Annotated in this window: 20 protein-coding genes; 17 read left to right on the plus strand and 3 right to left on the minus strand. The window is 61.0% G+C overall.

The window, feature by feature from the left end:
- Positions 1–308 precede the first annotated feature (308 nt).
- The 12 genes from E4P00_RS26710 (at position 309) to E4P00_RS26765 (ending at position 14363) form a co-directional block, all read left to right on the plus strand.
- On the plus strand, positions 309–1475 hold the full coding sequence (locus E4P00_RS26710; RefSeq protein WP_078821153.1) for an efflux RND transporter periplasmic adaptor subunit: 1167 nt from the start codon (positions 309–311) through the stop codon (positions 1473–1475).
- Entirely contained in the window at positions 1472–4648 is a 3177-nt protein-coding gene (locus tag E4P00_RS26715; RefSeq protein WP_032876146.1) for an efflux RND transporter permease subunit, read from the plus strand. The genes E4P00_RS26710 and E4P00_RS26715 overlap by 4 nt, the downstream gene beginning before the upstream one ends.
- Positions 4645–6096, plus strand: a complete 1452-nt coding sequence (locus tag E4P00_RS26720; RefSeq protein WP_248133349.1) for an efflux transporter outer membrane subunit — start codon at positions 4645–4647, stop codon at positions 6094–6096. The genes E4P00_RS26715 and E4P00_RS26720 overlap by 4 nt, the downstream gene beginning before the upstream one ends.
- Positions 6097–6357: 261 nt before the next feature.
- A complete protein-coding gene (locus tag E4P00_RS26725) occupies positions 6358–7353 on the plus strand; it encodes an HOASN domain-containing protein (RefSeq protein WP_248133350.1) in 996 nt (331 codons plus the stop codon).
- A 37-nt stretch (positions 7354–7390) separates the two neighbouring features.
- Entirely contained in the window at positions 7391–8377 is a 987-nt protein-coding gene (locus tag E4P00_RS26730) for an HOASN domain-containing protein (protein WP_248133351.1), read from the plus strand.
- Positions 8378–8406: 29 nt separating this feature from the next.
- Entirely contained in the window at positions 8407–9840 is a 1434-nt protein-coding gene (purB, locus tag E4P00_RS26735) for an adenylosuccinate lyase (protein WP_032876137.1), read from the plus strand.
- On the plus strand, positions 9840–11288 hold the full coding sequence (locus E4P00_RS26740; RefSeq protein WP_248133352.1) for an adenylosuccinate lyase family protein: 1449 nt from the start codon (positions 9840–9842) through the stop codon (positions 11286–11288). The genes purB and E4P00_RS26740 overlap by 1 nt, the downstream gene beginning before the upstream one ends.
- Positions 11289–11326: 38 nt before the next feature.
- Positions 11327–12400 carry a class I SAM-dependent methyltransferase gene (locus E4P00_RS26745; protein WP_248133353.1) on the plus strand — a complete coding sequence of 358 codons (1074 nt, stop codon included), beginning with the start codon at positions 11327–11329 and terminating at the stop codon, positions 12398–12400.
- Between the two features lie 150 nt (positions 12401–12550).
- Complete coding sequence (locus E4P00_RS26750; RefSeq protein ID WP_032803867.1) at positions 12551–12880, plus strand: hypothetical protein; 330 nt, start codon at positions 12551–12553, stop codon at positions 12878–12880.
- An 89-nt stretch (positions 12881–12969) separates the two neighbouring features.
- Positions 12970–13416: a GNAT family N-acetyltransferase gene (locus E4P00_RS26755; protein WP_248133354.1), complete on the plus strand. Its 447-nt coding sequence runs from the start codon at positions 12970–12972 to the stop codon at positions 13414–13416.
- 4 nt (positions 13417–13420) lie between these two features.
- A complete protein-coding gene (locus E4P00_RS26760; protein ID WP_078821158.1) occupies positions 13421–13657 on the plus strand; it encodes a hypothetical protein in 237 nt (78 codons plus the stop codon).
- A 457-nt stretch (positions 13658–14114) separates the two neighbouring features.
- Positions 14115–14363, plus strand: a complete 249-nt coding sequence (locus E4P00_RS26765; protein ID WP_032876124.1) for a DUF1652 domain-containing protein — start codon at positions 14115–14117, stop codon at positions 14361–14363.
- A gap of 15 nt (positions 14364–14378) precedes the next feature.
- On the opposite strand, the gene E4P00_RS26770 is transcribed toward E4P00_RS26765, so the two are convergent.
- On the minus strand, positions 14379–14741 hold the full coding sequence (locus E4P00_RS26770; protein ID WP_032876122.1) for an NUDIX domain-containing protein: 363 nt from the start codon (positions 14739–14741) through the stop codon (positions 14379–14381).
- Positions 14742–14867: 126 nt separating this feature from the next.
- On the opposite strand from E4P00_RS26770, the gene E4P00_RS26775 reads away from it, so the two are divergent.
- The 4 genes from E4P00_RS26775 (at position 14868) to E4P00_RS26790 (ending at position 18347) form a co-directional block, all read left to right on the plus strand.
- Positions 14868–15845 (plus strand): Gfo/Idh/MocA family oxidoreductase, encoded by a 978-nt coding sequence (locus E4P00_RS26775; protein WP_032876119.1) that lies wholly within the window; start codon positions 14868–14870, stop codon positions 15843–15845.
- Between the two features lie 44 nt (positions 15846–15889).
- Positions 15890–16519: a ribonuclease T2 gene (locus E4P00_RS26780; RefSeq protein WP_032876116.1), complete on the plus strand. Its 630-nt coding sequence runs from the start codon at positions 15890–15892 to the stop codon at positions 16517–16519.
- Between the two features lie 348 nt (positions 16520–16867).
- Positions 16868–17731, plus strand: a complete 864-nt coding sequence (locus E4P00_RS26785) for an SDR family oxidoreductase (protein WP_248133355.1) — start codon at positions 16868–16870, stop codon at positions 17729–17731.
- Between the two features lie 28 nt (positions 17732–17759).
- Positions 17760–18347, plus strand: a complete 588-nt coding sequence (locus E4P00_RS26790; RefSeq protein ID WP_005788870.1) for an NUDIX domain-containing protein — start codon at positions 17760–17762, stop codon at positions 18345–18347.
- A gap of 68 nt (positions 18348–18415) precedes the next feature.
- Here the strand turns inward: E4P00_RS26790 and E4P00_RS26795 are convergent, their stop codons facing one another.
- Together E4P00_RS26795 and E4P00_RS26800 are read right to left on the minus strand one after the other, a co-directional pair.
- On the minus strand, positions 18416–18730 hold the full coding sequence (locus E4P00_RS26795) for an SCP2 sterol-binding domain-containing protein (RefSeq protein ID WP_005788868.1): 315 nt from the start codon (positions 18728–18730) through the stop codon (positions 18416–18418).
- A gap of 56 nt (positions 18731–18786) precedes the next feature.
- Positions 18787–19497, minus strand: a complete 711-nt coding sequence (locus tag E4P00_RS26800; RefSeq protein ID WP_032876109.1) for a histidine phosphatase family protein — start codon at positions 19495–19497, stop codon at positions 18787–18789.
- Positions 19498–19691: 194 nt separating this feature from the next.
- Between E4P00_RS26800 and sohB the strand changes: the two genes are divergently transcribed.
- A complete protein-coding gene (gene sohB, locus E4P00_RS26805; protein ID WP_032876106.1) occupies positions 19692–20717 on the plus strand; it encodes a protease SohB in 1026 nt (341 codons plus the stop codon).
- The last annotated feature ends 173 nt before the right edge of the window (positions 20718–20890 follow it).

Below are 20890 nucleotides of genomic sequence, written 5' to 3' on the forward strand. Positions count from 1 at the left end.
GGCGGCTAAACCGGCATCCCTGCCGGTTTACCCCCCAAATCCCTGTCGAATTACGGCCAGCGTGGTTTGACGGGGCGCTTAAGATCAAGATCAAAAGCAGATCAAGATCAAGAGCGGCTCGCTTCGCATCGTGGTTACCGTCGGCTGCTATAAAGCGCGCTTGACCTGCGCACCCAATCCCCACTCAAAACACCCTCCAGACAAAAACACACCCTCCCGGTTTTATAGCGCTTGACCTTCCCAATGTGGCAAGCCCGATAAAAACCTCCAGTGTCGATGTGTCTTGAAAATTCCAAGGAGGGTGAACGATGTACGCCAAACCAATAAGCCTGATCACCGGGGCAATGGCCGTGGTGTTGACGCTGGGCGGATGCACAGACAACGCGCCGCCGGCCGCTGCCGCCAAGCCGCCCAGCGTGCCGGTGGCCGAAGTGGTGGCGCGAGCGGTGACGCCGTTTGTCGAGTACACCGGTTCGTTGACCGCCATTGAGCAGGTCGAGCTGCGCCCGCGTGTCAGTGGTTATCTGCAAAGTGTCAGCGTGCCCGAAGGCCAGTTCGTCACCAAGGGCAGCCCGTTGTTTGTGATTGACCCGCGGGGATTTCAGGCCGCGTTGAACGCTGCCAAGGCGCGTTTGCGCGAGGCCGAGGCCAATGCGTTGCTGGCCCAGGCCGAGCATGGCCGAGCCGAGCAACTGTTCGCCAAGAAGGTGGTGGCGCGTGATCGCCTCGACACCGCCATTGCCTCCTTGAATGCCGGCAGGGCCCAGGTCGAGGCGGCGAAGGCGGCATTGGATACGGCACAGCTGGACCTGAGCTACACACGCGTCACCGCGCCCATCAGCGGCCGCATCGATCGTGCCCTCGTCACCGAAGGCAACTATGTCACCCGAGGGGAGACGCCGTTGACGACGATCGTTTCGGTCGATCCGTTGCATGTGTACTTCGATGTCGACGAGCGCACCTATCTGCACTCGTTGGCAGCGACCCGTGAACACGCCGGATCGAAGGGGGACAAAGCTGCCAAGGTAATGGTGGCGATGCTCAATGATGCGACCTATGCGCGGGCCGGGCGGGTGGACTTTCTGGCCAACGCAGCCGACCGCAAGACCGGCACCGTGCGCGTGCGTGCGGTGGTCGAAAACCCGGACGGGCGCCTGACCCCCGGGCTGTTCGCCAAGGTCAAGCTGGACACCGGCGCGGCACAAACGCGGGTGTTGATTGCCGACCATTCCATCGGCACCGACCAGGGCCGGCGCTATGTGCTGGTGGTCGGTGACGGCGACAAGACCCAATACCGCCCGGTCGAATTGGGCCCGATGGCTGACGGCCTGCGGGTGATTGAACAGGGCCTGCAACCGGGCGAGCGCATTGTCGTCAAAGGGCTGGTGCGCCCGGGCATGACGGTGACGCCGCTGGCCGCCAGCATCGAGGGCAAGCCGCTTGAGGCACCGCTGACTGTGGGAGGCGTGCAATGAGCTTTCCACGGTTCTTTATTGATCGGCCCATCTTCGCCATCGTCCTGTCGGTGTTGATGATGATCGGCGGCCTTGTCGCCTTCTTCCACCTGCCGCTGAGCGAATACCCCGCGGTCACGCCACCCACTGTGCAAGTCACCGCGAATTATCCTGGGGCCAACCCGCAAGTGATTGCCGAGACGGTGGCGGCGCCACTGGAACAGGTGATCACCGGCGTTGAGGGCATGCTCTACATGACCTCGCAGTCGGCCACCGATGGCCGCATGATCCTGACGGCGACCTTCGCCCAGGGCACCAATGCCGACATGGCGCAGATCCAGGTGCAAAACCGCGTCTCGCGTGCGTTGCCGCGTTTGCCCGAAGAGGTGCAGCGTCTCGGTGTGGTCACGCAGAAGACCTCGCCGGACATCCTCATGGTGGTCCACCTGCTGTCTCCCGACCAACGTTATGACCCGCTGTACATCTCCAACTACGCCTACTTGCAGGTGCGCGATGAGCTGTCGCGCATACCGGGGATCAACGACGTGCTGGTGTGGGGCGCCGGTGAATACAGCATGAGGCTGTGGCTCGACCCGGACCTGATCGCTGCCCGTGGCTTGACCGCCGGTGATGTGATCGGCGCCGTACGCGAGCAGAACGTGCAAGTGGCAGCCGGCTCGGTCGGCCAGTCACCTGATTCCAATGCGGCTTTCCAAGTCACGGTCAACACTCTCGGGCGCCTGACGGACGAAGCGCAGTTCGGCGACATCATCATCCGCACCGGCGATAACGGCCAGGTCACGCGCCTGCGCGATGTGGCCCGTATCGAGATGGGCGCCGATGCCTATGCGCTGCGCAGCCTGTTGGATGGCGAGCCGGCCGTGGCTTTGCAGATCATCCAGAGCCCAGGGGCCAATGCGCTCGATGTAGCGCAGGCGGTGCGTGACACCATGCAGCGCCTGCAGGCCAACTTCCCCGAAGGGCTGGTGTCGCGGATAGCCTACGACCCGACCGTGTTTGTGCGCGCTTCGCTGGAGTCAGTCGCCATCACGCTGATGGAAGCGATCCTGCTGGTGGTCATCGTGGTGGTGGTGTTCCTGCGTAACTGGCGCGCATCGCTGATCCCGTTGATGGCTGTGCCGGTGTCGATCATTGGCACCTTCGCGGTCATGCATCTGATGGGGTTTTCCCTCAATACCTTGTCGTTGTTCGGGCTGGTGTTGTCGATCGGCATCGTGGTCGACGATGCCATCGTGGTGGTCGAGAACGTCGAGCGGCATATCGAGAACGGCGAGGAGCCCACCGAGGCAGCGCGCAAGGCAATGGGGGAGGTCACCGGCCCGATCATCGCCATTACCTCGGTGCTGGCGGCGGTGTTTATTCCCACAGCGTTTCTCAGTGGTCTGCAGGGTGAGTTCTACCGGCAATTTGCGCTGACCATCGCGATTTCCACGATCCTCTCGGCGGTCAACTCGTTGACCCTGAGTCCGGCGCTGGCCGGCCTGTTGCTGCGCCCGCGCAGCGCCGCCGTGGCGCACGACCCGCGCAGCCTGCGCGGTCGTGCTGCGCATTGGGTGCAGGTGCTGAGCCGACCGTTCCAGCGGGCGCCGCAGGCGTATGGCAACTCGGTGCGCAAGGTCGTCGGCCGCCGCGGGGTGGCGCTGGTCGCCTACAGCGCATTACTGGCGCTGACCTGGTTCGGCTTCAACGCTGTACCGGCGGGCTTTGTGCCGATGCAAGACAAGTACTATCTGGTGGGTATCGCCCAATTGCCCAATTCGGCCTCGCTGGACCGTACCGATGCGGTGGTGCGGCAGATGTCGAAGATCGCCCTGGATGAACCGGGTGTCGAAAGCGTCGTGGCGTTCCCGGGGTTATCGGTCAACGGCTTCGTCAATGTGCCGAATGCTGCGGTGATGTTCGTCATGCTCGATCCATTCAAGGAACGAACCTCGCCCGATATGACTGCGGTCGCCATCGCCGGGCGCCTGCAAGCCAAGTTCGCGAGCATCCCTGACGGATTCCTCGGCGTATTCCCGCCGCCGCCGGTGCCCGGCCTTGGGGTGACCGGTGGCTTTAAGTTACAGGTCGAGGACCGTGGCGGGGTTGGGCTTGAGGCATTGGTGCAGCAGACCCAGGTATTGATGACCAAAGCCACTGAGTCGGGCCAGGTCGCCGGATTGATGACCAGCCTGGACGTCAACGCACCGCAGTTGAACGTCGACATCGATCGCACCCAGGTCAAGAGCCAGGGCGTGCGTCTGGCGGATGTGTTCGAGTCTTTGCAGGTCTATCTCGGGTCGCTGTATGTCAACGACTTCAACCGTTTCGGCCGGACCTACAAGGTGACCGCCCAGGCTGATGCCGACCATCGTATGCAGGCCGAAGCCATCGGCCGCCTGCAAGTGCGCAATGCGGCCGGGAACATGTTGCCGTTGTCGGCGTTTGTCACCGTCACACCGGGTTCCGGCCCGGACCGGGTGATTCACTACAACGGCTACCCTTCGGCGGATATCTCCGGTGGGGCGATGCCTGGGGTCAGCTCGGGGCAAGCTGTTGCGCTGATGGAGCGGCTGGCGCAGGAGGTACTGCCCGAAGGCGTGACCTATGAATGGACGGATTTGACCTACCAGCAAAAACTCGCCGGGTCATCGGCGCTGTTTATTTTCCCGCTGTGTGTGTTGCTGGCGTACCTGATCCTCGCCGCGCAGTACAACAGTTGGCTGTTGCCTCTGGCGGTCTTGCTGATCGTGCCCATGTGCTTGCTCAGCGCGATCATCGGCGTGTGGCTGGTGGACGGTGACAACAACGTGTTCGTGCAGATCGGGTTGGTGGTGCTGGTGGGGCTTGCGGCGAAGAACGCCATTCTGATCGTCGAGTTTGCCCGCAGCCTCGAAGCCGAAGGTGCGAGCCCGTTGGAGGCGGTTGTCCACGCGTGCCAACTGCGCTTGCGGCCGATCCTGATGACGTCGCTTGCATTCATCGCCGGCGTGGTACCGCTGGTATTGGCCAGTGGCGCCGGGGCCGAAATGCGTCATGCCATGGGGGTTGCAGTGTTTGCCGGGATGTTGGGCGTGACGCTGTTCGGCCTGTTCCTCACGCCGGTGTTCTACGTGGTGATGCGCAGCCTGGCGCTGCGCTTGCAGCGTCAGGGTTCGAGTCCGAAGTTGCAGCTGGAGGAGCGCGCATCATGAAACGGTCTTTTCCACTCTTTATGTTGCCGTTGCTGCTGGTGGCCGGCTGCGCTGCGGTAGGGCCTGACTATTCCGCGCCGGTGCTGCACGCCCCGCACAGGCCGGCAAGCTTCGGTGCGCCCGTTGCAGGTCTGGGCAGCGGTGAGGTCGAGGTGCAGTGGTGGCAAGTGTTCGACGAGCCGGCACTCAGCCAATTGATTCAGCAGGCGCTGGCGGCCAACCACGACATCGGCATCGCCGCCGTACGCCTGGATGAAGCCAAGGCGATGCTGCGCGAGAGCCGCCAAGGGTTTCTGCCCAGTGGCGGTGCCGCCCTCGGTTATGAGCACCGACGGCGCAGTGAAGTCGAGACGCCGCTGGGCCAGGAACGCTCAATCGAAACCACCCGCGCGGCGCTGGATGCGGCCTGGGAAATCGACCTGTTTGGGCGCGTCCGCCGCTCGGTAGAGGCAGCGCAAGCGCAGGCGGGGTCGCGCCAGGCATTGCTGCGCAGTGTACAGGCGAGCGTCGCCGCCACCGTCGCGGCCACCTGGTTCGAACTGCAAGGGATCGAAGCTGAACAGGCGGTGGTCGCGGATATCAGCCAGAGCCAGCGCGACAGCCTGGGCCTGGTGGAACATCTGGTCAGCGTCGGCGCCGCCACCGAGTTCGACCGGCTGCGCGCCGAGGCCTTGCTGCGCAATGTCGAGGCGGTAGCGCCCGACCTTGAACGGCGACGCGCCGCCTCCACCAACGCGCTGGCCGTGCTACTGGGGCAAGCGCCGCAGGGGTTCAATCCGCCTGCGGCCAAGCCCGGCCGTGAGGCCTTGAACCTGCGTACCCTGCAAGTCGGCGACCCGGCCGGCTTGTTGGCCCGGCGCGCCGATATCGCTGCGGCCGAACGCACCCTGGCGGCTGAGACTGCGCAAATAGGCGTGGAAACCGCCGGCCTGTATCCGGATATCCAGGTGCAGGGCTCCATCGGACTACTGGCCGGAAGCCTCGGCTCCCTGGGTGATGCAGGCATGCAGTCGAACGTTATCGCCCCGGTGATTCGCTGGTCGCTGCTGGACACCGGGCGTGTACGCGCACGGATCGCCGCCAGCGAGGCGCGTACACAAGCGGCCTTGATCGCCTATGACCAGACCGTATTGCGTGCCCTGCAGGAAATCGACGATGCGTTCCAGGCCAACAGTGCCGCGGGCAGCACCTTGGGCCTGCGGCTGCTGGAGGCGGCGGCCAATCGCGAGGCGGCCAGGTTAGCGCGCACGCGATTTGCCGAAGGCGAGGGCATGTATCTGGATGTGCTTGAGGCCGAACGTGCCGACTTCACCAGTCGCCGTGCGTTAACGGCGGCGCGCACCCAGCAGCGCTTGGCGGTGGTGGGGATCTACAAGGCGCTGGGCGGTGGCTGGCAGATTTGTGAACAGGCGGGGCAGGCTTGCAGTGGGGCTGCGGCGCTGCGTTAGCCACAGCCGAGCAAAAACACAGCACGGCAGTGCAAATGTGGGAGGGGGCTTGCTCCCGATGGCGGCGGGTCAGTCAGTACATCTGGCACTGACCCACTGCCATCGGGAGCAAGCCCCCTCCCACATTTTGCTCTCCACACGCCAGGTAAATGTCCATTGGGAAAAGAAATTTCCTACAGGTATTGACCTTGCCACTAGAGGAACCTTTAGCCTTTTCTTCGAGTACGCCAAATCACAAAAACAAGAATCGAGGGGTTATCAATGGATACTGCTGCCCTGTTACAACGCTCGGATTCCGACCTGTTCACCACGGCCTCGACACTGATGGCCAGTGCCCTGGAACCCGGCGCCCACTACGCCCAGGTCACCCGCGCGCTGGAAGCACTGCTCGCGCTGACCCGGCAAGGCTTGTCGGGGGATGCCGATGCCTACGCCCACTACCAGGCAGCCCTGCTGCAACTGCACATTCCGGGCGATCCACGCACTGAGCCGACCCGCCGTTGGATGGCCAGTGAGGTCTACCGCGCCGAAGATGAGTTCGCCGTTGACCTGCCGGGCTTCACCGCGTTGCCGGTGGATGAGTTCCGACAGCTGGTCGACGCTGAAATCGCCGCTCGCAGCCGGGTCAACCACCCCATGTCGGTGCACCTGTTCCAGGGTACGCCGCCTGTGCAAGATGTGCGGTTCTTCCTGGAGCATCACTGGACCCGCTCCTACAACTTTTACAGCCTGCTGGCCGAACTGGCCTTTCGCTTTGAAGCGATCGAAGACGCCTCGGTGTTCTACCGCAACCTTTACGGTGAAGCGGGTGCCGAGATGCCGGAGCGTTCGCACCCGGCGATGCTGGCCCATCTGATGGAGTATTTCGATATTGCGCTGGCGATTGATTTTCCTGCGCTGCATCCGTTGGAAAAGGCCTACCTCAATAATCGCATTCGCTGCGTGCGCCACACCGATGTCGCCTGGGGCCTTGCACTGCTCTATGCGGTGGAGTCAGTCAGTTGCGTCAACCATCGGCGCATCTACGAGCTGTTGCAACGCCTGGATGTTCCACAGCAACCCAGTGAATTCCATCGCCTGCATGGCACCCAGGATGAGATCGATACCGAGGAGATGTGGGCACTGATTGCCAAGTTCGCCGGCGATGAAGGCTTCCAGCGCACGTTCATGCGCGCGTTGAAACGTCACTTCGAAATCAACAAGGCCTACTTCGACAGTTTGTGGCAGCAGATGCAGGCACAGCGCCTGTCTGCCTGAGCCCTGTGATCGCAGAACAACAATAATGGAGCACATGATGAGCCCACGTAATTTCTCGCAGCCGCAGTTGCAGAATATCCACACCGCCGAAGCCCGCTTGTTGGCCGAAGCGCTGAAGCCCGAGGCAACGTTCAATCGCATCGAAATTGCCGCCAATATGCTGAGCGGCCTGTGCGAGTCGGGCTTGCAGGGCGACGCCGCAAACGCGGCGCAGTGCCAGCAATTGCTGTATATCCTTTCGCTCAGCGATGACGTTGCCAGCGCCTCGACCCGTCGCTGGCTGGCCAATGCCATCTATCGCGTGCAAGAGCGCTTCATGCCGTCGGTGGATCTGGCATCGCCCTTGTGCGAAACCGGCTTCCAGCAACGCCTGGAAGAACAAATTGCCGCGCAATCGCGAGAGCATCACCCGATGTCGCAGTATGTGTTTGAGGGCAAGGCTTCCCGCGAACAACTGCAGGTATTTCTGCGCCATCAATGGTTCCGCACCTACCGCCTGTACCGTGATGCCGCCGACCTGTTGGTCAACCTGACCGACGTCGACGAGGCCGCCGCACTCGGCCGTTATCTGTACGGCGAGTTGGGTGAAGAGGACGAGCAGCGCTCCCACCCTCGGTTGTTGGCCAAGCTCCTCGCCGCCATTGGCCTGACCGCCGATTTCGAAGCCATCTCGACCATGCCCGAAGAAATCGCCTACCTGAACAACCGCGCGCGGTGTTTCCGTAACCCCGATGTCGGCTGGGGCCTGGCGGTGTTCTATATCACCGAGCTGGTGGTGCCCGGCAATCACGGCAAGCTGTACAACGCTTTGCGTAACGCGGGCTTGAGCCAGGACGACGCGCAGTACTACGAAGTGCATATCAGCCTGGTGCCGCCACGGGCCAAGCGTGAATGGGCGCTGATTTCACGTCGTATTCCGGACCTCGGGTTCCAGAACGCGTTTCTGACGTCGCTGGCCGAGCACTTCCGGCTGGAGCGGGCTTATTACGATGCGGTCTGGGAAGAAATGCAGCGCGTGAAATAGCCCTCCCTGGACAACGCGAGTACCCCGACATGCCAAGTCATATAACTGAATCCCGTATCCACGGGGGCGCTTACTCGTCCCCGGAATTTGCCGCGATCTTCTCTGATGCCAATCAGGTGCAGAAGTGGCTCGATGTTGAAACAGCACTGGCGGCGACCCAGGCGCAGATGGGCATCATCCCCCCTGAGGCCGCGCGGGAAATCGCCCGGGTCGCCAGTGTGGAACTGCTGGACCTTGATGCCCTGGGACGCCAAAGCATGGAAACCGGGCATATCCTGGTGCCGACCCTTCGCGCACTGGAGGCCCTGTGCGCCGATGGCCTGGGTGAATACGTGCACTACGGCGTGACCACCCAGGACATCCTCGACACCGGCCTTATGTTGCAGGTCCGCGATGCCTGGGGCCTGGTGTTGCAGCGTTTGCGCGCTATCCGTGGGCATTTGCTCAAGCTTGCGCTGCGACACAAACACACGGCGATGGTCGCCAGGACCCACGGGCAACAAGCGCTGCCCACCACGTTCGGCTACAAGGTGGCAGTGTGGGTCGATGAGATCGATCGACACCTTGAGCGTTTTGACGAAGCCTATGCCCGGGTCATGGTGGGTAATCTCACCGGCGCCGTGGGCACCCTGGCCGGTCTTGGCCCGCAGGGCCTGGAGGTGCAGCGCCGGACTCTGGAAAGCCTCGGCCTGGCGGCACCGTTGAGCAGTTGGCACAGCGCCCGCGACCGCATTCTGGAGGCGGCGTGGTTGCTGGTGCAGGCATCGGCAACCCTGGGTCGGGTTGCCAATGAGATCTACCACCTGCAACGCACCGAGATTGATGAGGTGCGCGAAGGGCGACGGGCAGGGCAGGTGGGGAGCAGCACCATGCCCCACAAGCAAAACCCGTCGACGGTGGATTTGATCAGCGCGCTGTCGCGCCTGGTGCGTGCGCAGATGCTTGCGCTCACCGACGCGGCATTCCAGCTGCATGAACGAGACGGCACCACCTGGCGGATTGAGTGGGCTGCCTTGCCGGAGCTGTTCATCTATGCCGGGGCCTTGCTCGCCCGTATGGAAGGCGTACTGCTGGCCGGTCTGGACGTGCGCGAAGCACGGATGCGCAGCAACCTGGATATGCTCGGCGGGCTGATCCTGTCGGAACGCATCATGCTCGCGCTGGCGCCGCGTTTGGGCAAGCAGACGGCCCATCACTTGATCCACGACATCGCCCTGCAAGCCCAAGGTTCGGGTGGTTCTTTTCGTGAAGCCTTGCTCAGCGATCAACGTCTGCACGGCTGTTTCACCCGCCAGGCGCTCGACGACCTGCTTGACCCGGCCGCCTACACCGGGTTGGCGGCGGAGATGGTCGAGCAGGTGGCCAATAAAACAATCCCCCGCTGTTCAAGCGATGACCTTGAAGCGGTGATGGCAACCCAAGGTAATACCAGTCAGTCCCAGTATGCGATGGAGGGTATGTAATGGATGCGCAAACGTTGGAAACGGTAGCCCGTGCGTCTTGCACCGCACGCACCGAACACCTGGGCCTTGATCATGAAGGCGAGCAATGCCGCCATGAACACAGCCACATTCTCGACTCGAAAACCCACGGTTCAGGCTATGCCGGCCCGCAGAGCCGCAAGATCTTCTGCAGTCACTGTCGCTTGCAACGCTGGCTGGATGTGGAAGCCGCGTTGGCCATGGCTCAGGCCGATGTGAATATCATCCCGCGCGAGGCCGCCCTGGAAATCGAAAAAGCCGCCTTGCTGTCGGGCATCAATGTGCGCCAGTTGGCCGACGGCGTGGCAGCCACCGGCCATTCGCTGATGCCGTTGCTGAGCGCCCTGCAAAAAAATTGCAGCCCAAGCGCCCGCGAGTACGTTCACTACGGCGCCACCACCCAGGATATCCAGGACACCGCCCAGTCCCTGGAAATGCGCGACGTCCTCGACGCGATGGACCAGGCCCTGGAGACCTTGCTCGGCAAGTTGTCGACCCTGGCCGATGCGCACCGTGACTCGCTCATGGTGGCCAGGACTCACTCGATCCCGGCATTGCCGACCACCTTCGGGCTGAAGGTCGCCGGCTGGATCGATGAACTGTTGCGGCATCGCCAGCGCCTGGCCGAAGCGCGTCAGCGTGTGCTGGTAGTGCAGCTGTTCGGCGGGGTTGGCACCATGGCGGCGTTCGGCCCGGAAGCGATACCGATGCTGGAACGCTTCGCGCAGCGCCTGTCGCTGCAAGTGCCGCTGACGGGGTGGCACGTGTCCCGTGACCGCGTCGCGGAGTTTGTCAGCACCCTGGCCATGGTCACGGCCTCCTTGGCCCGTGTGGCCGATGAGATCCGCACGCTCAATCGCTGGGAAATCGCTGAAGTGGAAGTGGGCTGGAGCGACCAGCAGATCGGCAGCAGCACCATGCCGCACAAACGCAACCCCGAAGGCTGCGAGCAAGTGGTGGTGTTGGCGCGGCTGGCCAAGGCCCAGGTCATGCTGGCCCTGGACGCGATGATCCTCGAACACGAGCGCGATTATCGCGGCACACGCCTGGAATGGTGTGCGGTGGCGGACGTTTCTCACTATGCGCTGATGGCGCTGTCGATCCTGACCGACACCATCGATGGGCTCACCGTTAACGTCAAAAGGATGGAGGGCACTGCCCATGCCTACGGCGATGCGATCTGCACCGAAGCCGTGGTGTTCGAAATGGCGCGCAAGTTGGGCAAGAGCAGCGCCTACCAGATCATCTTTGAAGTGTCCCAGGCCAGCCAGCGTGATCACGTGTCGATCCGCGCCGCAATCGAAGCCGACGCCCGGGTGCTTGCCGTCATGAATGCAGGCGCTTTGGCGCGACTGTTCGAGCCGAGAACTCACCTGGGCATGTCCGAACACATCGTCGATAACGTGCTGTCCAAACTGGCGGCGCGTTGATCACTGAACAGACTTACACAATCATCAAGGAGCGACAGATGTCCAAACTTATGGAAGTTGATCAAGCCAAGGTTCAACAGTTTTCGGCGCGCATCATGGAGGACTACGGCAACACGCTGCGCGGCGCCATGCTCTACATCGGCGACCAGTTGGGCTTGTTCAAGGCACTGGCCGACGGCGAGGCCGTCACCTTGGAACAATTGGCGCACAAGACCGGCTACAACGCCCGCTACTTGCGTGAATGGCTGGGCAGTATGGTCACCGGAAATTATGTGACCTATGACGCTCAAACTCGCCGCTACCGGATGCCCGCTGAATTTGTGCCGGTACTCGCCGATGAAGACTCGCCGTATTTCGCCGGTGGCATCATCCAGTTGAGCGTGCCGTTCGTAAGCATGGCGCCCAAAGTCATCGAAGCCTTCCGCCATGGCGGTGGCTGCGCCGAAGAAGCGTTCCCGCTGGAAACCTGGAAAGGCATGGAGCGCATGACCATGCCTTGGTACAAGCACTACCTGGTCCAGCACTGGATCCCGTCCCTGGACGGTGTCGAAGAGAAGCTCAAAACCGGCGGCAGTGTGCTGGATTTCGGCTGCGGCGCGGGCCTGGCGGCGATCACTATGGCCAAGGCTTACCCCGAGGCGTGCATCGTCGGCTGCGACTTCCACTTGCCTTCCATCGAGTTGGCCCGCGCCAACGCCGAGGCGGCTGGGGTGGGCGACCGGGTGCAGTTCGAGGTCAACGACTCGGATGCCCTGCGCGGCCAGCAGTTCGACTTCGTGACCACTTTCGTGGTGATCCACGACGCCACTGACCCCCAGCAAATGCTCAAGGATCTGCGCGCCGCCACGGCCAAAGACGGCACCTACCTGATGGTAGAACTCAACCTGTCCGAAGAGCTGCACGAGAACATGAACCTGTTCGGCCGCGTCATGTACCCGCAGAGCACCCTCTATTGCATGACTTGCTCGCTGTCCCATGGCGGGGAAGGGCTGGGTGCGTTCATGGGTGAGAAACGTGCGCGCCAGATGGCGCAGGCGGCCGGTTTCAGCCATTTCCGCAAAGTCCCCTCGGAGTGGCCGCCGATGCCGGCGCTATTCGAACTCAAGCCTTGATGTGAACTTGCTGTGGCGAAGGCGCTTGCACCCTCGCCACGGTGCGCAGCGTTCCCGAAATATTGCGCAATAAGGCAATTTAATGGCCCCTTTGTAACAAAATCCTCGCCAAAATCACTTTTATTTTCAGGTGGTTAGGCGGGGATGCAAATGCGCACTGTTGGAATGATGCTGATTGCCTGCTCCCTGGCGGGGGGCGCGACCACCGTACAGGCTCGGGAGTTGCGTGAGGGTGACAAGTACATGTGCAGTTGGGGCGCGGGCACAGCTGCCAGGGCTCAGGAGTTGAAGTTGTCCGGAGTGTCGCTGTATGCCGCTCGGCAGAAGATCCAGACCATCAAGTTCAACAAATCCTGGATGCGCATGATGGCCATGGGGATTACCGAGCAAACCTATGACAGCCACTCAAGACTGAAGCCGGAGGCGATCCGCAAAAGTTTTTACCAGGATTGCCTGCGCTACAAAGTCGCACGTAAATAAGCCGAAGCCGTTTAACGACGCTTACAAATCCCCCACAAACCCTGTGTGAGTATTTGCATACAATTGCGCACTTCTTCATGGAGGCTTGTATGCGAGTGCTTATTCGAGCGGCGACAGCCGATGATGTCGATACGCTGTGCGCTATTCGCACCTCGGTGGTGCAAAACCATCTGAGCCTTGAGCAGATGGCCGAACGGGGGATCACGCCGCCGGTACTGGTCGACGCGATACGCCAAGCGCCTTGCGCCTGGGTCGCCGAAGTCAACGGCCAGGCCGCCGGATTTTCCATGGTTGATCTGGATGAAGGTGAAGTGTTCGCGATGTTCGTGTTGCCCACACACGAGAACCTGGGCCTGGGACGGCAACTGATGGCAGTGGCTGAAGCCGCTTTGTTTGAACGCCACAACAGGCTGTACCTGATCACTGACGGGCGTGATGAAATCCGTGCCAACGGTTTCTATCAACGCCTGGGCTGGTCCAGCGTCGGCCCAGTTGATGGCGACGATGTTCGCTACGATAAGAGCAGGGCACCCTAAGGTCATGAGTGCCCAAAAACCCCCATCCTCCAACGGCTTGCTGTATCTCGCCGTGGGGGTGCTGTGCCTCGCGGCGCTACTGGGGTTCTATTTCGTTCAACTCAACGCCCAGGTGGACCGCCAGCGTGAAGAGGCCGCTGAGCGCCTGGCGCTTTGTCGGCACATGGAGACCGTCGTGGAGGTGAGCGCTGCCAGGCGCGCTGAACTTCAACAGACGTGCAAGCAATTGAGTGAACAGTGATTGAACAGTGTGCCGTACCTAATCAAGAACCCTTTTTTATAAATGGACTTATGGCACGGGTATAACCGTTACTTGCACCAAAAAGTGGCACTAACTGTTCCCGTTACCATAAAAAACATGTGGTTATTGAATGACTTACGGCGCTTTCAATCCGACGAAAGGATTAAAATAATCTTGTTACACGTTTTTACAGTCGCTACTATAGCCGGGCGTTCACCTCCCACGGTTTATGCATTTTTAAATCCCAGGTTTCCATCAGCTACTTGGGATTTTTTTTGCCTGGAATTAAGTACGGGCAATAACGGCAGCGATACGACCTGTCATTCGAAACGCGCTCGTTGCCGGGCGAAATGAGGCATGGCTAACACTTTTGCATCAATCGTCCGGCCTGCGGCAAAACCTCATCTACGCTGTTTGGATCACAACCATCAGGTAGGCCCGTACAAGGGCGCTTGTCATGATCTCGATCGTCGAATTCAACCGCATCATGGCCTCGGGGTTCCAGCCTCTTTGCTGCGACTGCACCTTGAACAGCGATGGCTCGCTGCGCATCAGCATCTATGAGCCGCAGTCCGGTCGCGTCGATCTTCTGTTGACGTGCGTATCCCCTGAAGGCCTAAACAGCATCCGTTCCATCTCAAACCTGATTGGTGAGTTGCGTGCCGAGATCAAGGCCGGGCGCCGTGGGTTTGCGGCGGTAGGTTAGTGGTTGTGCGCGGCGTCAGAGGCGCCGCAGGAAGGATTTGACGATGTGACGGGTGGCGTCGGTGGTGTCCAGTTCGTCCAGGGCGCTGTAGGCGTACCACTGGCAGGCAACGATTTCGTTGCACGGCCGCGCCTCCTCGATATTCACCACCGAGGCCTCGAACACGTGGTGCAGCGTGTCGCGGGCCTTCAGCTCTTGCAAGTACAGCAAGCCATCGACGCTTAATCCGGTTTCTTCTTCCAGCTCGCGTTCGGCGGCGCCCACCGGGCGTTCGTCGCGTTCTACCTTGCCGCCCGGCAAGGCCCACTTTGATCTGGCCTTGCGCACAAAGAGAATATGCCCTTCATGTTCGCAAATGACGGTTGCCCTAATTTTCATCGTATGTGCCCCCGCGCCGGATGAATGTCACAAAAGTGTAATGCAAATGTCATGCTAAGTGGTTATGGCGTGCCGGGTTCTGTATGTGGATACTGCCCGATTGACGAAGACGAACGAGGGCATTCGATGAAGACCATACGCTGGGGCATGATCGGCTGTGGCAGTGTCACTGAGTTAAAGAGTGGACCCGCTTTCTACAAAGCGCCAGGTTCGGCATTGGTGGCCGTGATGGGGCGGCGTATCGAGGCGGTGCGCGATTATGCGGCGCGGCACGGTATCGCGCGCTTTCATACCGATGCCCAGGCACTGATCAATGACCCTGAGGTGGATGCGGTCTACATCGCCACACCGCCCGACAGTCACCTTGAATACAGCCTGATGGTGGCGGCGGCGGGCAAACATTGCTGCGTCGAAAAACCCATGTCGCTGAATGCCGAGCAGAGCGCATTGATGCAACGCACCTTCGAGCGCGCCGGGCTGCACCTGTTTGTTTCCTACTATCGGCGCTCGTTGCCGCGCTTTCAGCAAGTGCGCAGCTGGCTGCAGGAAGGGCGTATCGGTGAGTTGCGGCACCTGACCTGGACCCTGTGCAAGCCTGCCGCTGCAACTGATAGCAACGCCGCCAATTGGCGCACCGATCCGGCCATTGCCGGTGGCGGCTATTTCGCCGACCTGGCCAGCCACGGGTTCGACCTGTTCCAGTACCTGGCCGGGGATATTGTCGAGGTCTCAGGCTTTTCCGCGCGTCAGGCCGGGCGCTACGCGGCAGAGGATGCCGTGACGGCCTGCTGGACCTTCGCCAATGGTGCCTTGGGCATGGGCTGCTGGAACTTCGTGGCGGACCGTCGCGAAGACCGTGTCGAATTGATCGGCAGCCGTGGCCGCATTCAGTTTTCAGTGTTCGAGGACCAGCCGTTGCGCCTGGAAGGCGAAACCAGCGAGGTGTTGGAAGTGCCGTGCCATGCACATATCCAGTGGCACCACGTACTGGGCATGAATGCGCATATTCGCGGGGACGCCGAACATCCGTCGCTGGCGATCGAGGCGTTGAAGACCGATATCATCCTGGACAAGGTGTTGCAACGTTACTCCAATCATCCCTAGCTGCCGCGATAGCGTAAGACTTCATTTTTTAAAGGAATACCGGGATGAAATACTGGATGGTGTTGTGGCTCCTGATCGCCACAGTTGCAACTGCGGCGCCGCGTGACCAAGGGCTGCCGGGGGAGTTTGACTTTTATGTGCTGTCGTTGTCGTGGTCACCGACCTTCTGCCTGACGCACCCAGGCAATGAACAGTGCACGGGCAAGGGCTATGGGTTTGTGTTACACGGCTTGTGGCCGCAATACGCGCGGGGAGGGTGGCCGGCCTCCTGTGCGCCACAGTCACGCTTGAATGACGAGGAAATGGACAAGGGGGCGGCAATGTTTCCAACCCGTGCGCTGCTCAAGCACGAGTGGGCCAAGCATGGCACCTGCAGCGGGCTCGAACCGCTGGAGTATCTGGACAAGACCGACACGGCACTCGGCGCGGTAGTCATCCCGCCGCAACTGCAGCCGTTCAATACACCCGCGTCGCTACAGGCGCGTGAGATTGAGGACTTGTTTCGCGAGAGTAACCCGCGCATGGGCAATCACGGCTTGGCAGTGATCTGCAAGGGCAAGGTGCTGTCGGAGGTGCGCGTGTGCCTGACCAAGGAACTGGCATTCACCGGATGCCCGCGCAGTGTAAAAAGCCAATGCCGTAGCGGTGATATTCGCATTCCGACGCAGCGCTGAGCTCGATTGCGGGAGCCAGGTTGTTCTCGTGACGGCCTAAAAGCAACACTGATCTTGTGGGAGGGAGCTTGCTCCCGATGGCGGCCTCAGGGCCGACCACGAGGCTGGATCAGACCGAGTACATGTCCATTCCTGTGGTAACGGCCGCTATTGGTTCCGCTTTTACAGCGGGTCACTTTGGAAAAGAGGATGGCATGAAGGCTCCAGGACAAAGGCGAAACACGGGTTTTACCAGAAGGTCCGCGAGCGCAGGTATTAATACGACGGTCGTGACGGATGAAAGTGTTACAGCATTGAACAACACGGGTGCCGATTGTTAGGGTAGACGGCCAACAGGAGGGTAAGTACATGGATTTCACCGGCAAAACCGCGATCGTCACCGGCGGCGCACGCGGCTTGGGGCTCAGTTATGCACGAGGGTTGGCCCTGGCCGGCGCCCGTGTGGTCATCAGCGATATTGGTGCCGACAAGATGGGTGCAGGCACCGATGCGTCGGTGGTGCAACAGGCCGCCGACACCCTGCGTGACGAAGGGCTGACGGTGGTGGGCCATGGCGGTGACTTGTCCACGGACGAGGGGTGCCGGCAACTGATCGCGTTTGCCCTCGAAATGTTCGGCCGGCTCGACATCCTGATTCACAACGCCGGTTGGGTGGGTTACCAGCCCATCGCAGAACTGGACGCCAGCTTCCTTCAGCGCGCCATGGACATCAATCTCTACGCCCCGCTGTGGCTGTGCAAGCACGCTTGGCCGCACCTGCTGCGCTCTAGCGCGCCGCGCATCATCCTCACCACTTCCGACCGCGCCATGTATGCGCAATACGAGCAAACCGGGCTAGTGGCTTACAGCGCCGGCAAGATGGCACAGTTGGGCATCATGAACGCGCTGAGTCATGAAGGCGCCGAGGCCGGAATCCGCGTCAACGCGATCTCGCCGGTGGCCAAGACACGCATGTGGGGCGTGACCGACGAGCCGGACGAACTCAAGCCGGAGTGGGTGACGCCGGGGGTCTTGTTCCTTGCTTCGTCGCAGTGCACGGATACCGGCTACATACTGCGCGCCAGCAACGGTCAATTCACCGCGACGCGTTTCAGCGAAAATCCCGGCGTGGATTACCCGCGCAATCTCGCCCGTATAAAAGCGGGGAGTGCTGAAGATGTTGCTGCCGCATGGTCGCGCATCAAACAGCCGCATACCCAGGCCGTCACCTGAATCTGTCTCCCTCTACCAAGGCTTGACCATGAACAATAGCCCCGTGCGCATCACTGGCGAAGAAACCCTTTCGGACAACTGGTACCTGTTGAAGAAATACAGCTTCGACCTGCGCCGTCGCGACGGCAGCTGGCAAGCCCAGACGCGTGAGGTCTACGACCGGGGCAACGGCGCAACGATCCTTTTGTACAACCGCGAGCGCCGCACGGTGCTGCTGATTCGCCAGTTCCGTATGCCGACGTTCGTCAACGATTACTCCGGCTACCTGATTGAAGCAGCGGCCGGCTTGCTCGACAACGCCAGCCCCGAAGAGCGTATACGCCTGGAAGCCGAAGAAGAGACCGGCTACCGCGTGGGGCATGTGGAGAAAATCTATGCAGCGTTTATGAGCCCGGGATCGGTGACTGAACGGATTCACTTTTTTATCGGTGAGTATCAGCCAGGCGATCGAGTGGGGGCGGGCGGTGGCCTGGAAGAAGAGGGCGAGGATATCGAGGTGTTGGAGCTGGGCTTCGAGCAGGCGCTGGCGATGGTGCAGAGTGGGGATATTGTGGATGGAAAAACGATTATGTTATTGCAGCATTTGGAGTTGCGGATACTGAGAGACGGGTGGTGATGGGGCCAGGCGTGCAGGCAAAAAAATCCCGCCTGTAAAGACGGGATTGTTTGACCCGGGTTACCGAATCAGGAAGGGAACAGTTCGCTCAACTTCATCGCCAGCATCATGTCGCCTTCGGTGCGCAGCTTGCCGCCCATGAACGCCTGCATGCCGTCGGTGGAACCGTCGACGATGCCTTCCAGGGTCTCGCTGTCCATCACCAGGGTGACCTGGGCGTCAGGGTTTTCACCTTCCTGGAGTTCGCAGGTCTTGTCCTTGACCACCAGCGAAAAATTCTTGGTGTCGTCGATACGGAAACCGAACACCAGGTCCAAGCCTTCGGCAGCGCTTGGGTTGAATTTGGCTTTCATTGCTTCTACAGCTTTGGCTACGTCAGTCATGGTTTCGATCCTTTTATGGTGAGTCCAGTGACCTTGGGGTCACGGTTGGCCGCAGTTCATCGGAAAGTGATGAGCTGCGGCGCCTTCAACAGTTGCAGGTGGGCATGACTGTTGAAGGAAGCCAGTGCCACCTCGCGACCACGGAATTTCAGCTGGTTGAGCGAGGTGTTTACAATTTGCCAGTTCATTTCGAACGCCTGGGCTGCAGGCATTCGGGTAATCAGGTGGAGCAGGGCGGTGATGGTGCCGCCGGACGTGAACACCGCGATTTTGTCGGCGCTCCGGGCGGCCTCAAGGATGCGTTGCAAGCCACCCTGGACCCGCTCGACAAACCCCAGCCAGCTTTCCAGCCCAGGTGGGTCATAGGTGCCGGCCAGCCAGCGCTCGATGATCAGGGCGAAGATGCGCTGGAACTCGCTGCGGTTCTGCGGGCCATTGCGCAGGATATGCACGGCATCGGGCTCGCTGCCGAGTAAATCAGGCAGCAGGCCGCGGATGATGGCTTCGCCGTCGAACTCGTTGAAGGCGCTGTCGGTTTCGAGTATGGGGGCCGGCAGGCCGAGGGCGCGGTATTGATCGAACGTGGCGCTGGCGGTGTGTTGCTGGCGACGCAGGTCGCCGGCGATACAGCGGTCGAACACCAGGCCCAGGTCTGCCAGATGGCGACCGAGCACTTGCGCCTGTTCCACGCCGACGGGCGACAGGACGTCATAGTCGTCTGCACCGAAGGAGGCCTGGCCATGTCGAATCAGATAGATGCTGCCCACGTCCGTTTTCCCGGTACGTTGAAAGTCTGGCGAGGTTATGAGGATGCCTGCGAGCTGTCAATGAAAAAACATACGCTTGTTTTAAAAGCCCATTGGAGCCCGCCTGCTGGCGGTTTGAGCACTGGCTCCAACGCAGTGGCGTCGGTATGCTGGGGCCATCCGCGCCTGGCGCAGTGCATTTTTTAAGGAGACATATGGATTTTCTGGCCGAATACGCGAGCTTTCTGGCGAAGACCGTCACCCTGGTGGTCGCTATTCTGGTGGTATTGATCAGCTTCGCAGCGCTGCGCAGCAAGGGTCGTCGCAAGTCCGCCGGCCAACTGCAGGTCAGCAAGCTGAATGATTTCTACAAGGGCCTGCGCGAGCGCCTGGAGTCGAGCCTGCTCGACAAAGACCAGCTCAAGGCGCTGCGCAAGTCCGAGAGCAAAGCCGAAAAGAAGAAAGACAAGAACAAGCCCCAGGCCAAGGCACGGGTGTTCGTGCTGGATTTCAATGGCGACATCAAGGCGTCGGCGACCGAAAGCCTGCGCCATGAAATCACCGCGCTGCTGAGCCTGGCCACACCCAAGGATGAAGTGGTGCTGCGCCTGGAAAGCGGCGGCGGCATGGTGCACAGCTATGGCCTGGCGTCGTCGCAACTGGCGCGCATCCGCCAGGCCGGCGTGCCGTTGACCGTGTGCATCGACAAGGTGGCGGCCAGCGGCGGCTACATGATGGCGTGCATCGGCGAGAAGATCATCAGCGCACCGTTCGCCATCCTCGGCTCCATCGGCGTGGTCGCGCAGTTGCCCAACGTCAACCGCCTGCTGAAAAAGCACGACATCGACTTCGAAGTGCTGACCGCCGGTGAATACAAACGCACCCTCACGGTGTTTGGCGAAAATACCGAGAAGGGCCGGGAGAAGTTCCAGGAAGACCTGGACATTACCCACCAGTTGTTCAAGAACTTTGTCTCGCGGTACCGCCCGCAATTGGCGATTGATGATGTAGCGACCGGTGAAGTGTGGTTGGGTGTGGCCGCCCTCGACAAACAGTTGGTCGACGAGCTGCAGACCAGCGATGAATACCTGGCCACCAAGGCCAAGACTGCCGAAGTGTTCCACCTGCACTATGCCGAGCGTAAAAGCCTGCAAGAGCGCGTGGGCCTGGCGGCCAGCGGTTCGGTAGACCGGGTATTGCTGACCTGGTGGAGCCGTTTGACCCAGCAGCGGTTCTGGTAAATCCTCAGGCTGTAGGCGGTCCCCTGTGGGAGGGGGCTTGCCCCCGATGGGCACGGACATCCACACAACCTATTAGCTGCCGACCGTAACCACGATGCGAAGCGAGCCGCTCTTGATCTTGCTTTTGATCTTGGGCGCCCCGTTAAACCACGCTGGCCGGAATTCGACAGGGA

Origin of the sequence: Pseudomonas sp. B329, from assembly GCF_023127835.1 — a bacterium.
Taxonomy (GTDB): Bacteria; Pseudomonadota; Gammaproteobacteria; order Pseudomonadales; family Pseudomonadaceae; genus Aquipseudomonas; species Aquipseudomonas synxantha_A.

What these genes read in the sequence shown, in the direction of transcription:
- E4P00_RS26710 (WP_078821153.1), top strand. Translation starts at nt 309, where the DNA reads ATGTACGCCAAACCAATAAGCCTGATCACCGGGGCAATGGCCGTGGTG.
- E4P00_RS26715 (WP_032876146.1), top strand. Translation starts at nt 1,472, where the DNA reads ATGAGCTTTCCACGGTTCTTTATTGATCGGCCCATCTTCGCCATCGTC.
- E4P00_RS26720 (WP_248133349.1), top strand. Translation starts at nt 4,645, where the DNA reads ATGAAACGGTCTTTTCCACTCTTTATGTTGCCGTTGCTGCTGGTGGCC.
- E4P00_RS26725 (WP_248133350.1), top strand. Translation starts at nt 6,358, where the DNA reads ATGGATACTGCTGCCCTGTTACAACGCTCGGATTCCGACCTGTTCACC.
- E4P00_RS26730 (WP_248133351.1), top strand. Translation starts at nt 7,391, where the DNA reads ATGAGCCCACGTAATTTCTCGCAGCCGCAGTTGCAGAATATCCACACC.
- purB (WP_032876137.1), top strand. Translation starts at nt 8,407, where the DNA reads ATGCCAAGTCATATAACTGAATCCCGTATCCACGGGGGCGCTTACTCG.
- E4P00_RS26740 (WP_248133352.1), top strand. Translation starts at nt 9,840, where the DNA reads ATGGATGCGCAAACGTTGGAAACGGTAGCCCGTGCGTCTTGCACCGCA.
- E4P00_RS26745 (WP_248133353.1), top strand. Translation starts at nt 11,327, where the DNA reads ATGTCCAAACTTATGGAAGTTGATCAAGCCAAGGTTCAACAGTTTTCG.
- E4P00_RS26750 (WP_032803867.1), top strand. Translation starts at nt 12,551, where the DNA reads ATGCGCACTGTTGGAATGATGCTGATTGCCTGCTCCCTGGCGGGGGGC.
- E4P00_RS26755 (WP_248133354.1), top strand. Translation starts at nt 12,970, where the DNA reads ATGCGAGTGCTTATTCGAGCGGCGACAGCCGATGATGTCGATACGCTG.
- E4P00_RS26760 (WP_078821158.1), top strand. Translation starts at nt 13,421, where the DNA reads ATGAGTGCCCAAAAACCCCCATCCTCCAACGGCTTGCTGTATCTCGCC.
- E4P00_RS26765 (WP_032876124.1), top strand. Translation starts at nt 14,115, where the DNA reads ATGATCTCGATCGTCGAATTCAACCGCATCATGGCCTCGGGGTTCCAG.
- E4P00_RS26770 (WP_032876122.1), bottom strand. Translation starts at nt 14,741, where the DNA reads ATGAAAATTAGGGCAACCGTCATTTGCGAACATGAAGGGCATATTCTC.
- E4P00_RS26775 (WP_032876119.1), top strand. Translation starts at nt 14,868, where the DNA reads ATGAAGACCATACGCTGGGGCATGATCGGCTGTGGCAGTGTCACTGAG.
- E4P00_RS26780 (WP_032876116.1), top strand. Translation starts at nt 15,890, where the DNA reads ATGAAATACTGGATGGTGTTGTGGCTCCTGATCGCCACAGTTGCAACT.
- E4P00_RS26785 (WP_248133355.1), top strand. Translation starts at nt 16,868, where the DNA reads ATGGATTTCACCGGCAAAACCGCGATCGTCACCGGCGGCGCACGCGGC.
- E4P00_RS26790 (WP_005788870.1), top strand. Translation starts at nt 17,760, where the DNA reads ATGAACAATAGCCCCGTGCGCATCACTGGCGAAGAAACCCTTTCGGAC.
- E4P00_RS26795 (WP_005788868.1), bottom strand. Translation starts at nt 18,730, where the DNA reads ATGACTGACGTAGCCAAAGCTGTAGAAGCAATGAAAGCCAAATTCAAC.
- sohB (WP_032876106.1), top strand. Translation starts at nt 19,692, where the DNA reads ATGGATTTTCTGGCCGAATACGCGAGCTTTCTGGCGAAGACCGTCACC.